The 12,077-nt window shown below is 69.9% G+C and carries 18 protein-coding genes; 6 read left to right on the plus strand and 12 right to left on the minus strand.

The genetic code is table 11. The annotated features are described in order from the left end of the window. Window positions 1–34 precede the first annotated feature (34 nt). Entirely contained in the window at window positions 35–1,258 is a 1,224-nt protein-coding gene (locus QSK37_RS15030; protein WP_285620823.1) for an RNA polymerase sigma factor, read from the minus strand. A gap of 7 nt (window positions 1,259–1,265) precedes the next feature. Next, complete coding sequence (locus QSK37_RS15035) at window positions 1,266–1,622, minus strand: YciI family protein (protein ID WP_285568168.1); 357 nt, start codon at window positions 1,620–1,622, stop codon at window positions 1,266–1,268. Between the two features lie 248 nt (window positions 1,623–1,870). Between QSK37_RS15035 and QSK37_RS15040 the strand changes: the two genes are divergently transcribed. From QSK37_RS15040 to QSK37_RS15060, 5 genes are all read left to right on the plus strand, one after another. After that, the gene (locus tag QSK37_RS15040; RefSeq protein ID WP_285620825.1) at window positions 1,871–2,239 is read left to right on the plus strand and encodes a YbaB/EbfC family nucleoid-associated protein; all 369 of its coding nucleotides are present in this window, start codon (window positions 1,871–1,873) and stop codon (window positions 2,237–2,239) included. A 222-nt stretch (window positions 2,240–2,461) separates the two neighbouring features. After that, window positions 2,462–3,067 carry a hypothetical protein gene (locus QSK37_RS15045; RefSeq protein ID WP_285620828.1) on the plus strand — a complete coding sequence of 202 codons (606 nt, stop codon included), beginning with the start codon at window positions 2,462–2,464 and terminating at the stop codon, window positions 3,065–3,067. A gap of 72 nt (window positions 3,068–3,139) precedes the next feature. Beyond that, a complete protein-coding gene (locus QSK37_RS15050; RefSeq protein WP_285620830.1) occupies window positions 3,140–3,766 on the plus strand; it encodes a hypothetical protein in 627 nt (208 codons plus the stop codon). Beyond that, the gene (locus QSK37_RS15055; RefSeq protein WP_285620833.1) at window positions 3,763–4,347 is read left to right on the plus strand and encodes a hypothetical protein; all 585 of its coding nucleotides are present in this window, start codon (window positions 3,763–3,765) and stop codon (window positions 4,345–4,347) included. The genes QSK37_RS15050 and QSK37_RS15055 overlap by 4 nt, the downstream gene beginning before the upstream one ends. Before the next feature lie 64 nt (window positions 4,348–4,411). After that, window positions 4,412–5,014 (plus strand): hypothetical protein, encoded by a 603-nt coding sequence (locus QSK37_RS15060; protein WP_285620836.1) that lies wholly within the window; start codon window positions 4,412–4,414, stop codon window positions 5,012–5,014. Here the strand turns inward: QSK37_RS15060 and QSK37_RS15065 are convergent. From QSK37_RS15065 to QSK37_RS15110, 10 genes are all read right to left on the minus strand, one after another. Next, on the minus strand, window positions 4,926–6,191 hold the full coding sequence (locus QSK37_RS15065) for a hypothetical protein (protein WP_285620839.1): 1,266 nt from the start codon (window positions 6,189–6,191) through the stop codon (window positions 4,926–4,928). The two genes, QSK37_RS15060 and QSK37_RS15065, sit on opposite strands and share 89 nt — an antisense overlap. 114 nt (window positions 6,192–6,305) lie before the next feature. Beyond that, window positions 6,306–6,614, minus strand: a complete 309-nt coding sequence (locus QSK37_RS15070; RefSeq protein ID WP_285620841.1) for a DUF1416 domain-containing protein — start codon at window positions 6,612–6,614, stop codon at window positions 6,306–6,308. Further along, entirely contained in the window at window positions 6,611–7,450 is an 840-nt protein-coding gene (locus QSK37_RS15075; protein ID WP_285568150.1) for a sulfurtransferase, read from the minus strand. The genes QSK37_RS15070 and QSK37_RS15075 overlap by 4 nt, the downstream gene beginning before the upstream one ends. Window positions 7,451–7,544: 94 nt before the next feature. Beyond that, window positions 7,545–7,967, minus strand: coding sequence for a DUF4395 domain-containing protein (locus QSK37_RS15080; RefSeq protein ID WP_285620843.1), 423 nt, complete (start codon window positions 7,965–7,967; stop codon window positions 7,545–7,547). A 58-nt stretch (window positions 7,968–8,025) separates the two neighbouring features. Next, entirely contained in the window at window positions 8,026–8,214 is a 189-nt protein-coding gene (locus QSK37_RS15085) for a putative leader peptide (protein ID WP_285568146.1), read from the minus strand. A 9-nt stretch (window positions 8,215–8,223) separates the two neighbouring features. Further along, the gene (locus tag QSK37_RS15090) at window positions 8,224–8,649 is read right to left on the minus strand and encodes a thioredoxin family protein (RefSeq protein ID WP_285568144.1); all 426 of its coding nucleotides are present in this window, start codon (window positions 8,647–8,649) and stop codon (window positions 8,224–8,226) included. A 37-nt stretch (window positions 8,650–8,686) separates the two neighbouring features. Then, window positions 8,687–9,403 (minus strand): anti-sigma factor family protein, encoded by a 717-nt coding sequence (locus QSK37_RS15095; protein ID WP_285620846.1) that lies wholly within the window; start codon window positions 9,401–9,403, stop codon window positions 8,687–8,689. After that, window positions 9,400–9,909: a sigma-70 family RNA polymerase sigma factor gene (locus tag QSK37_RS15100; protein WP_285620847.1), complete on the minus strand. Its 510-nt coding sequence runs from the start codon at window positions 9,907–9,909 to the stop codon at window positions 9,400–9,402. The genes QSK37_RS15095 and QSK37_RS15100 overlap by 4 nt, the downstream gene beginning before the upstream one ends. Window positions 9,910–9,989: 80 nt before the next feature. Further along, on the minus strand, window positions 9,990–10,685 hold the full coding sequence (locus QSK37_RS15105) for an LmeA family phospholipid-binding protein (protein ID WP_285620850.1): 696 nt from the start codon (window positions 10,683–10,685) through the stop codon (window positions 9,990–9,992). 287 nt (window positions 10,686–10,972) lie between these two features. Next, window positions 10,973–11,227 carry a MoaD/ThiS family protein gene (locus QSK37_RS15110; RefSeq protein ID WP_285620853.1) on the minus strand — a complete coding sequence of 85 codons (255 nt, stop codon included), beginning with the start codon at window positions 11,225–11,227 and terminating at the stop codon, window positions 10,973–10,975. 142 nt (window positions 11,228–11,369) lie between these two features. Here QSK37_RS15110 and QSK37_RS15115 point away from each other — a divergent pair, with 142 nt between their 5' ends. Next, window positions 11,370–12,071, plus strand: a complete 702-nt coding sequence (locus QSK37_RS15115; RefSeq protein ID WP_285568135.1) for a winged helix-turn-helix transcriptional regulator — start codon at window positions 11,370–11,372, stop codon at window positions 12,069–12,071. Window positions 12,072–12,077: the final 6 nt, after the last annotated feature.

Below are 12,077 nucleotides of genomic sequence, written 5' to 3' on the forward strand. Positions count from 1 at the left end.
TTCCGCACCGGCAAAGGTGGCACAAATGGTGATGTTACTGCGAATAAAGCGTCCGTTGTCGACGCTGCAGGAACGCGCGTTCGGTCGCGTTGCCGGTACGGGCGATCGCGGCTTCGTACGCCGACGCGGCCTCGGCGCGCCGGTCGAGACGACGGAGCAGGTCGGCGCGGATGGCGTGGAAGAGGTAGTAGCCGTCGAGCCGGAGGTCGTCGACCAGCATGAGCGCCGCGTGCGGTCCGTCGACCTCGGCCACCACGACGGCGCGGTTGAGGGCCGCGACCGGGCTCGGGGCGAGCGACAGGAGGTGGTCGTACAGCGCGAGGATCTGCGGCCAGTCGGTCGCGGCCGCGGTCGGCGCGTCGCTGTGCACCGCGTTGATCGCCGCCTGGATCTGGTACGGGCCGGGCCGGCCGCGCCGAAGGCACCGCCGGACGAGGTCCTGTCCTTCGGCGATGAGGCCCTGGTCCCACCGGCCGCGGTCCTGGTCGGCCAGGAGCACCAGTTCGCCGTCCGCGTCGGTGCGGACGGCCCGGCGCGACTGAGTGAGCAGCATCAGCGCCAGCAGTCCCGTGACCTCTGGCTCGTCGGGCATGAGTTCGGCGAGAAGGCGTCCGAGGCGAACGGCCTCCGCGCAGAGGTCCGCGCGGACGAGCCGCTCGCCGGAGCTCGCCGTATGGCCCTCATTGAAGATCAGGTAGATGACGGCCAGAACGGCGCGCAGGCGGTCGGGCAGGTCGGCCTCCACCGGGACGCGGTAGGGGATCCCCGCGTCGCGGATCTTGCCCTTCGCGCGGACCAGCCGCTGCGCCATGGCCGGCTCGGCCACCAGGAAGGCGCGCGCGATCTCCGCGGTGGTGAGCCCACCCAGCAGCCGGAGGGTCAGCGCGACGCGCGCCGCCGGGGCGAGGGCGGGATGACAGCAGGTGAAGATCAGGCGCAGCCGGTCGTCGCGCACCGGGCCCTCCTCGGACGGTTCGCCGGGCTCGTGCAGCAGTGCCGCCTGGGCGTGCCGGTCGTCGCGGGAGGCCTCCCGGCGCAGCCGGTCGAGCGCCCGGTTACGAGCGGTGGTGATGATCCAGCCCGCCGGGCTCGGCGGCATTCCGGCGGCCGGCCACCGCCGTACGGCCTCGGCGAACGCGTCCTGGACCGCCTCTTCGGCGGCGCCGATGTCACCGAAGGCCCGGACGAGGACGGCCACCGCGCGCCCGTACTCCTCGCGGAAGACCCCTTCGATCGCCGCCGTGGTCACCTGCGCCATGCCCACCTCAGCCGCACGAGCCGTCCCGCAGCGGCCTGACCTCGATGGGAAGGGTGGTGGCCCCGGCCAGCTTGCGGCCCCACTCCAGGGCGGCGTCGAGATCGGGCGCCTGGATGATGGTGAACCCTCCGAGGTGCTCCTTGCCCTCGATGTACGGTCCGTCGGTCGTGAGCGTCTCATCGCCCTTCCCCCGTACGACGGTGGCCGTGCTCGGAGCGTGCAGACCCGCGGAGAACACCCAGGCACCGGCCGACTTCATCTCGGCCCGCACTGCCTCGACCTCCCGCATGATCGGCTCCAGGAACTCAGGCGGCGGAGGAGTGTCGGAGTCGGGCTGGTAGATGCTGAGCAGGTACTGCCTCATGATGATTCTCCCTACGTCACCACCGGCGCCGTGCCGGTCTCTCACCCTCCACACGAACGACCCGGTCCCGATTCGACATCTCGACCCGAGAATGTCGCGGGTCTTCTTCGCCAGGGGCCCCCGGTGTCTGCTTTATGCTCGGTGCACCCCTCTTGTCCGGATGAAATCACCGGAGAGGAACCTGCCGTACGCGTCGAGCGTCCCACCTATTCGTGCCGATGAGGAAGCATGTGCCCCGGAGGTGATGGATGAGCACCGAACCCGACGCGCCCCTCGGCACTCCCGGCGATGAGTACGCACGGCGTACCGAGCAGCTGAAGAAGATGCGGCGCGAACTCGCCGACGTGGGTGCCACGGCGAAGCGACCGGACGGGCTCGTCACGGTGGTCGTCGGCGCGCAGGGTCAGGTCAAGGACATCAAGCTCGACCCTCGCGTCTACCGCAAACTCGACAGCGGCCAGCTCGCGGCCGCCATCATGGAGCTGATCTCTCAGGCCACCACCGAGGTCGCGGAGCAGATGAAAACGATCATGGCCCCCTTCGTCCCGGGCGAGGGCATGGACCTCACCGGCTTCCTGCCGGACGCCCCCAGCTTCAAAGACGGCCTCCAGGACTGATCTCCACCCCCGAAAGGACTGATGGTGAGCCACCGGCGGCCTGCTGAAGCTCGGCGGACTTCGGCCTCCGAGCGACCATCGCCAAGCGCGCGTACGACATGCTGAGATCAGCGATGGGCCTGCCGGCCCGGCATGCCTCCCCACCACCGGCTCCACCACCACCTGCACCGCCACCGCCGCCCCGACCACCACGATGACCGTTCACCGACAGGAGAGCCGCTGATGTCCGAGCACCCGCCCGGCGCCCGCGCGGAGTGGCATGACGTGTTGCTCCGGCTCGCGGGGTGGCTGGCCGACGACGACCTGACCCGGGCCCGTGAGTTCCTCGCCGCCGGGCGGCTGGACGAGCTCGCCGCGTTGATCGCCGGGGCCGTCGACACCGGGCTGGTCCCCTACTCCCCGGGGGACGCCGAGCGGCTGCGGCGTCTGCTGGCCGGGTACGTCGACGACCCGTCCGTGGTGGACGCGGGGATACGGCGCCAGATGGAGCAGCCCCCGGGCGATTTCGCCCCCGTGCCCCCGTGGGGCATCGGTCCGAGCGTGGTCGACGAGATCGACCAGGCCGCGGTGGACGCCGCGCGGAAGACGACGGTGAGCGGTCTGCGGCGTGTGTGGCGGTACCCGCCGACCGGTCTGCAGTCGCCCCGGCGGGTGTACCTCGCCGAGACGCCGGCCGGCGCCGACCCGGTGGAGGTGACCGGGCTCCTGCAGCAGGCCCTGGCCGAGGCGGGAGAGGCGGCGCCACAGGTCGAGGCGTACTCTGCCGGAACCCCGCTGCCGGACTACCACCGGGCGGCGCTCGCCGGCGCCGAAGCGCTGCCGATCTGACGTGGTGATCACATGAGCGAGCGAGGCGGAAGACACAGCGCACCCGGGCCCTTCCCCGAAGGAGGAGGGCCGATGAACGTCTATTACGACGAGCCGGTGGCCCCGCCCCCGCCGGGCGAGGTGAAGCCGCGCCGGCGGATGCGGGTGACACTGATCATCATCGGGGCTCTCGTGGTGCTCGCCGCGGCCACGTGGGCGGCCGGCGGGTTGCGGGCGCAGCCCGGCGGGCCGGCCCAGAGCGTCGCGGGACGCACCGTGAACCAGGGACTGTTCGACGTGCAGATCCTGGACGCGCGGTCCGGGCGGATGAAGCTGAGCTCCTTCGACCCGGCGGCGAACCTCCTCGTCGTGCGGATGCGGGTCACCGACCTGGGCGACCAGTCGTACGGCGTCAGCTCGTTCATCAGCGGCGTCGCCGCCGAGCCCAAGCCCGGCAAGTACGTCGAGCCCGACCTCATGGACTCCGTGGGCGTCGTCGACGGGCAGGTCACCAGCGAGATCCATCCGCGGCTGCCCGTCGTCGTGCAGCTCGTGTGGAAGCTGGGCGACGCCACCGCGCCGCGTACGCTGACCGTGGCGCTGCGCCTGTGGGAGTACGGCCAGAGCTTCACCACCGACGAGTTCTACTGGAGCGTGAGCAAGCAGTCCCCCGTCAAGGCCGAGGTGAAGGTGCCGGTGCGTCTGGGAGCGACGTCATGAGCGTGGCGCGGAAGGCCGTGGCGGCCGTGCTGACCGTCGCTCTGGCGGCGCTGACGATGTGGCTCCACACCGTCGAACCGCACATCGAAAGCCGTGTGCAGGACCCTCTGGCCAGCAAGGGACGCATCGGCGCGGCCGTGGACACGCCGGACTTCAGCGTGAAGGTCACCAAGGTCGACGTGGCCGCTGCGATCAGCAAGCCGTCGTTCCTGGACAAGAGCAAGGTGATGAAGAGCCTGGGTCTCTTCGTGATCGTGCAGACGCAGATCAGGAGCAACAAGAAGCCGTTCACCCCCGGCCACGTGCGGCTGGTCACGCGAGGCGGCGTGACGTACGCCGAGAGCGGCCGGGCGGACCTCCCGGACACCAGCGGTGGCTTCGAGCCGATGCGGTGGGCTCCGGCGACGTTCATCTTCGAGATCCCCAAGGACCGGCTCGCCGGTGCGCGCCTCGTGGTCGGCACCGCCGACCTCCTCAACACCCTGAGCGGTGAGACCTGGATCGACCTGGGCCTCGACGGCGACCAGGCCGCACGGCTGGCCGCCCACCCCACCGCCGACTACGTCCTGAAGACCTCATGAGCGAGCTCTTCGAAAGAGTCGCGGACTCGCCTCAGTGGCAACGCCCTCCGACGAAGGAGGACTCATGACGTACGACCCGATGGAGTGGACGATCCGGGACCCGCTCGAGGAGACGGTCCCGGATCCGCTCGAGCGGCGGCGGGGTCGCGTGGGCCACGACACGCGACGGGCGATCGAGGTGGCGGCGGTGATCCTGCTGATCCCCGGCTTCCTCACGGTCCAGTGGATCGACATGGAACACCAGTCGCGAGGGTTCCAGACGAAGGAACACGTGACCGTCGTACCCCGCGGCGGCACCGCCACCCTCGGGCGGGTCCGGCTGCGGCTGCTCGGCCGCGACGCGACCGGTTCGTCGAAGAGCGGCAGCGCCGCCAACGGGTCGGCGCTGCTCAAGCTCGTCGTGGACGCGCAGCCCCTCGACGCCCAGGGCGTGAAGCAACTGCCGGCGATCGCGTACACGGTCCGCGACCGCGCGGGGCACGTGTGGTCGGCCGGCGGTGAGACCGACCCCGATCTCAAGCCGGCCGTCGGCACCGTGTCGCAGGTGTCGGTCACCGCGACCGTGCCCGCGGGCCTGGTCAGCTCGGTTGTACTCGAGGCTCGGCCCGGCGGGCTGCTGACGCGGAAGCCGTCGGGGCCGACGCAGGTTTTGCGCTTCGCTCACTGACCCGGGCGACGACCATGTCGAACGCCGCGGCCATCAGGCAGACCCGCAGAATCTGGTGGAGGAGTTCGGCGAAGAAGGAGATGACCTGGAGCGCCGGCATCCAGAAGACGATGGGGTGCGGCCCGAGCAGGTGGTAGACGCCGCGCTTGAGCAGCAGCGCACCGTCGTCCAGCCCGGTGAACAGGACGCAGAACACCATGAACGGCAGGAGTCCCGAGCGGAAGACCATCCGGAACCCGTAGACGGTCGGGAGCCACTTGTCGCGCCACTCGCGCGTGATGACCTCCCACGGCGTGTGCGGCCGGTCCATGCCGCTGGCCGAGGCGAGCCCCCGGCCGACCCGGCCGCGCCCGAGCTGGGTCTCCTCGTCGGCGTCCACGCCGAGGATGACGCCGGCGATGACCAGCCAGACGAGTCCGCCGAGCACCGCCTCCTTGAACGACGGCCACAGCACGTCGAACCAGCCGAACGCCGGTCCGGTGATCTCTCCTAGCCAGTGCCAGAAGACCCGGTTAGTGATCCAGTCCGTCAGGTCACCGCGGGCCTTGTTGATGGTGAACAGGCCGAACAGCGTCCAGTTCACCTCGAACAGCGCGACCGTGATACCGCCGACGCGCGGCCATCGCGGCTCGACGAAACGCTCGGCGATGAACTTCAGCACCAGGAAGGCCGCGGTGAGCGCGATCGCGACCCAGATGTGGTCCTCGATGGCGATGGTCAGCTTCATCGCCTGGATCTGGCCGGAGAGGCCGCCCTGCGCGTTGCCCCGGCCCGCCGCCGACTGCTCGAAGGCCTGGGCGTCGTCGGTGAACCAGTTCCAGGCCAGATAGAAGATCATGAACGGCAGCAGCGCGCGCGTCACCGCGTCGAGGATCGTCTCCTCCTCCGCGGCCGTCCAGGAGGTCAGGGACTCGTCGAGCTCGCGCTTCCTGACCGCGGGCAGGCCGTCCTTGACGCTGTGCAGCATCGCCACGGTGACGCCGAGCGAGACCATGACGATCAGGCTGATGACGAAGATCGGCACGGGCGCGTGGTGCAGCCCGAAGTGATAGCCCCCCAGGAACAGCAGGTAACGCAGGACCTGGCCGATCGTGAACCAGAGCGCCAGCGGCACCGCGAAGCGCCCGGCCAGCCGAAGCGTGTTCCAGGGCAGAGTCACGGGGGACGAACGCAGCACAATACGCGATCGTAGCGGCTGTCCCCTGGTCGGCCGGGTCACGATTTCACGGGATTAGAAGTAAAAGGTCCCGCCGTCCGGGCGGACGGCGGGACCTTCTCGTGTGCTCAGGCCCTAGATGGCGACCTCGAGGTTGGCGACCTCACCGGTCTGCGCCGTCACCGCGGAGTCGATGCTGACCCCGCCCGGCGCGAGCACGCGCACGGTCCAGTCACCGGGCGCGGCGAAGAACCGGAAGACGCCCTCGTCGCTGGTCACGACCTCGCCGGTGAACTCGCCGGTCGCGTCGAGCAGCCGTGCGTACGCGCCGGAGACGGCGTCGCCTCCGCGTACGACGGTGCCCTGGATGACCGCCTCGTTGTTCAGATCCACTGTGGCGGGCAGGCTCGCCGTCTGAGCCGGTGCCCCGCAGCCGTCCGTCATTTCGCCTCCCCCAGCTCGATCGGTACACCGACGAGCGATCCGTACTCGGTCCAGGATCCGTCGTAGTTCTTCACGTCCGGCAGGCCCAGCAGCTCGTGCAGGGCGAACCAGGTGTGGGACGACCGCTCGCCGATGCGGCAGTAAGCGATCGTCGGCTTGGACAGGTCGACGCCGGCCTCTTCGTACAGCTCGCGCAGCTCCTCGTCGGAGCGGAACGTGCCGTCGTCGTTGGCCGCCTTCGACCAGGGAATGTTACGCGCCGTCGGGATGTGGCCGCCGCGCTGCGCCTGCTCCTGCGGCAGGTGCGCCGGGGCGAGCAGCTTGCCGGAGAACTCGTCCGGCGAGCGCACGTCCACGAGGTTCTTGTCGCCGATAGCGTCGACGACCTCGTCGCGGAGGGCGCGGATCGCGGCGTCCTGCTCCTTGGCCGTGTAGTCGGTCTTCGGCCGGGACGGGGTGTCCTGGACGAGGTCGCGGGAGTCCAGCTCCCACTTCTTGCGGCCGCCGTCGAGCAGCTTGACGTTCTGGTGGCCGTACAGGCGGAAGTACCAGTAGGCGTACGCGGCGAACCAGTTGTTGTTGCCGCCGTACAGCACGACCAGGTCGTCGTTGGCGATGCCCTTCTCCGAGAGAAGGTTCTCGAAACCGGTCTTGTCCACGAAGTCGCGGCGTACCGGGTCCTGCAGTTCGGTCTTCCAGTCGATACGGACGGCGCCACGGATGTGACCCTTGTCGTACGCGCTGGTGTCCTCGTCGACCTCGACGAGAACGATCCCGGGGTCATCGAGGTGCGCCTGCACCCAGTCGGCGTCGACCAGGACGTCGGAGCGGCTCATGCTGTGGTCCTCCCAGTTGGAGTGGCAGTACGGGTCTTACGGGCACTCGCGGCATGGTCACGAGCCTGGCGAAGACGTACTTAGGCGAACTCGCCTAGGACGTCGCTCGCCCAGGGGTGAGCCGGCGGAAGAGCAGATAGGCCTCGCAGCCCAGACACAGCCCGAAGGCGGCGTTGAGAAAGGCCGCGACCAGCGCGAACGCGGTGGCGGTCATTCCCAGCGCCGGGATACCCAGGGCGTACCCGACCACTCCTGTCAGGGCGAACACCGCACCCACCCCCTGCGCGAAGCGGGGCGGTGCCTCCGGCTCCAGCTCCTTGGGCGAGCCGAGCCGAGGGCGGATGAGCGCCTGGTAGATCAGGCCGTACGGTGCGCTCCGGAGACCGAAGAGGACTCCGATGAGGAACACCGCGGCCTGTACCGCCAGCAGCAGCCAGCTGCTGGTCACCAAGACGACGATCAGGACGATGGATGTGAGAACCGCGGCGAAACGCTGGCCTCTTGGGTCGACCTGCATCGGAAGATGCTCCTGATGACGGCGGCGAGTGAGACGGGCTACGAGAGGGCCAACCAGCTCAGGCCGTACGACAGAGCGCCGTCGCGACGCGGCAGAAGTCAACCGCCCGCCGCTTGGTCAGCAGCTCTGTCCAGGATCGCACGACACGATAGTAAGCGGCGTCTCGCTCCGCGTAAAATGCCATCTCGCCCATCGAGATCACAATTTCCTCATCGACCTGCGACGGCGGCGTCATGGACTTCGTCATCGGCCCTGCTCAGGCGACGGTCTGGCCGAGAGCGGCGACGATGTCGGCCTTGCGAGGAAGGCCCGAGCCACGGCGGACGATCTCTCCATCGGCGTTCAGGACGAACACGGTCGGAGTGCGCAGGACGTTCAGCCGGCGCACGAGGTCCAGATGGGACTCCGCGTCGATCTCGACGTGGGCCACGCCGTCCACCAGGTCCGTCACCTCGGTCAGGATCCGCCGGGTCGCGCGGCACGGAGCGCAGAACGCCGAGGAGAACTGCACCAGCGTCGCCCGCGGGCCCAGTGCCGTGCCCAGCTCCGTCTCGCCGAGACGCTCCACCTCGCCGTCCTTCCGCTCCGGGCGTTCGCGCAGCACGCCGTTGCGGCTCCGCCACACCAGGCCGAGCGCGGTGGCGAGGACGAGTGCCGCCAGCGCGACGTAAAGACCGATCATCACCTAGTCCAAGGAGTGTGCCGTCCCCGGCATTCCCTCAGAGTCTCACGAGTACCAGCCGGCGTCCCTCGGTGGTGAGCACCTCGACCGACGCCAGATCGCTCTTCTGGATCATCGACGAGCCGGCGAAGCTGGCGGCACCGGCCTCGTACTGCGTCTCCCAGCCGCCCGCGATGTCCTTGCGGCCCTTTTTGTCCGTCGCGACCAGATGGCAGTGAGAGCCCGGCGGCGCGCCGCTCAGCCGTACGTTGAAGGCGGTCCCCCACAGCTTGGGCTGCATGTCGATCTGGGCGCGGACGCCCGTAGCCGGATCCTTGGTGCTCACGGTCGTGATCGGGCCGGTGGCCGGGGCGGTGGTCGCGGCGGGCGGGCGGGGGGAACGTTCGGCGACGTCGCCGCCGCCGTCGCTCCCCATCATCGCCCGGACGCCGACGCCCAGCACGACGATCAGTGCCGCGGCGGCGGCGATCCACAGGGCGCGTTCGCGACGGCGCCGCGCGCGGCTCTCGTCCGCGGCCTTGCTCAGGACCGACTCCAGGAGCTCCGCGGGTGGCGGGGCGAGCTGCTCGATCTGCTCCTCGGTGACGCGCCCGAGCATGGCGGGCAGGCCGGCCAGCGACGCGAGTTCGTCCCGGCAGCGCCGGCAGACGGCCAGGTGCGCGTCCACTTCGGAGCGTTCCGCGGGCTCGATGGCGCCGAGGACGTACACACCGAGCGACAGCCGCAGCCGCGAGCATTCGGTGCTCGATGTCATGGCGCCAACCCCCGTTCTTCCAGTGCGAGTTTGAGCGCGCGCAGCGCGTAGTAGGACCGCGACTTGACCGTGCCGGGCGGTACGCCGAGCGTCGCCGCGGCCTCGGCGACCGACCGTCCCCGGTAGTAGGTCTCGATGAGCACCGCCCGGTGCTCGGGGCTCAGGGTGGCGAGCGCCTCGGCGAACGTCCACGACTCCAGCGCGCGGCTGATCTCATCGGTGGCCGGAACGGCGGCGAGCCCGGCCTCACCGGCCTCGGGCGGACGCGACCGGCGCGCCCGGTGGGCGTCGACGACGAGGTTCTTGGCCACCGTGAACAGCCACGGCCGGATCGGACGGCCGTCCAGCGCCTCCGGATGTCGCCAGGCACGCAGCAACGTCTCCTGGACCACGTCCTCCGCCTGATGCCGGTCACCCTCGGTCAGGCGCAGGACGTAACCCAGGAGCGGCCCCCCGTGTTCGGCGTACAGGGCGCGGAGAAGGCCCTCGTTCGCAGTCGGTCCCACACTTCAGACACGTACCGAAACGGCCGTAGGTTCACCGTAAGGCGCGCGGTTTCGGACCGGTCTGAACGGGCCGGCGCCCGTCAGTGCTCGGCGAGGCTCTCGAGGTTGACGTGCTGTCCCGTGGTCGTGACGCGCAGTCCGTCCGGCTGGACCTGGACGTCGCTGATGGTGGTGTTCGCCGGGAGGCCCTTCACCGGCATGGTGAAGGTGAACGCCTGCTGGACCAGCGCGACGGGGATCGTGGCGCCACCGGCGTCGACCGTCTGCGGCAGCACGCGGATCTTGCGCCCGGAGGGCCGCACGGTGACGGTGGCGCTGAGCGTACGGCTCATGCCGAGGACGGTGACCGGGCCGCGCACCTGCAGCGCGCTGCCCTTGGCCGAGACCTTCATGCCGTGCGGCGCCTGCTTGTTGACGTCGTCGTACGAGACGGTCGCGGTGGAGGTCGCCGTGTCGGCCACCATCTTGGAGGCGTCACCGTGCAGAGCGTCGGACAGCGGCGCGTCGACGCCCTTCAGCGTGACCATGGTGTTGGTCAGGTGCACCCCGAGCTGGGTCACGTCGCCGACGTTGACGTCGATCTCGCCGTACCTGCCGTTCAACGCCTGGTTCAGGAACGGGAAGCCCTTGATCTTGACCTTGGGCTTGTGGTCGAGGCCGTACTGCGACGCGACCTCCTTGGCTATCTGGTCCTGCGCCACCCACAGCCCGATGCGATCGGCGGCGATGACCACCCCGATCAGCAAGATCAGGAAGATCACCAGTACCTTGCGCATGTCTCTCCCGTCGCCGATTCGTGATCACATTACCGGCGCCCGTGCCCTGGCGAGTCACCTCCGGTGATGACGTTCGCGGGCACGGAATCGCTCCACCGGATTACCGGCATCACCGCCGGTGGGGCGGCCGGGTGACGCCTCGCGGCCCCCTGATGGCGGCCGGTGCGTTCGCCGTCGCGACGCGATTCTTCCGCGGGTTGCGGGTCGGTCCGCCGGCCGCCGCTCCGGCCGGCGGATCGCCCGCCCCGCCTGCACTTCCGCCCGTCCTGACGAGCCGGAGGGCGGGGCTATCCCCCGGCGAACGGGGGCAGGACCTCGACGGTGGCGCCGTCGGGCAGGTCGATGGAGGCCGGGTCGCGCGTGCCGGCCGGGTCGCCGTCGACGAGGAAGGAACTCCGGGCGAGCACCCGCTGGAACTCCTCGCCGCGGCCGGCCGCCGCCGTCGTCAGCGCCTCCCCCAGAGTCACCGCGTCGTACGGCTCCTCCTCGACGCCCGCCGCCGCCCGGGCGGCGGCCCAGTATCTGATCAGGCCCTTCGCCATCGGTCCCCCTCTTTTCGTGGTCTACACCACTCGGTAGTGAGCTGCCGACCGTCATTGGATATCCTCCCGTAGTAGGGATCCGGGCAGCGCTGCCCTCGGATCCTCGACGTCTTTCTGGGGGCCGCCAAGCGAGGAGGCCGTATTGAGCACTCTGCTTCTGCTGACCAACGTGCTCGAGCCATCCGACGAAGTACTGCCGGCGCTCGGGTTGCTACTGCACTCGGTCCGCGTGGCTCCTGCCGAGGGGGTGGCGTTGATGGACGCGCCCCCGTCCGACGTGGTGATCGTTGACGCTCGCCGCGATCTCGCCCAGGCCAAGAGCCTGTGCCGGCTGCTGCGCACGACCGGACTGGACGTACCACTGCTCGCCGTGGTGACCGAGGGCGGTCTCGCGGCGCTCACTCCCGAGTGGGGTCTGGACGACGTGCTGCTCCAGACGGCGGGCCCGGCCGAGGTCGAGGCCCGGCTGCGGCTGGCCGTGGGACGCTCCACCGCCGCCGAGCCGGACGACGTGCCCGGCGAGATCCGCAGCGGCGAGCTGACCATCGACGAGGCCACCTACAGCGCCCGGCTGCGCGGGCGCGTCCTCGACCTGACGTTCAAGGAGTTCGAGCTGCTGAAGTACCTCGCGCAGCATCCGGGCCGGGTCTTCACGCGCGCCCAACTGCTCCAGGAGGTCTGGGGCTATGACTACTTCGGCGGCACCCGCACCGTCGACGTGCACGTGCGACGACTGAGAGCGAAGCTCGGCCCGGAGTACGAATCGCTCATTGGAACGGTCCGTAACGTCGGTTACCGTTTCGTCCCCGACCACCGCGCCGAGGAGGCACCGGCACACCACTGAGTCGCC

Source organism: Actinoallomurus iriomotensis (assembly GCF_030269445.1).
In the GTDB taxonomy this organism is placed as follows: Bacteria; Actinomycetota; Actinomycetes; order Streptosporangiales; family Streptosporangiaceae; genus Actinoallomurus; species Actinoallomurus iriomotensis.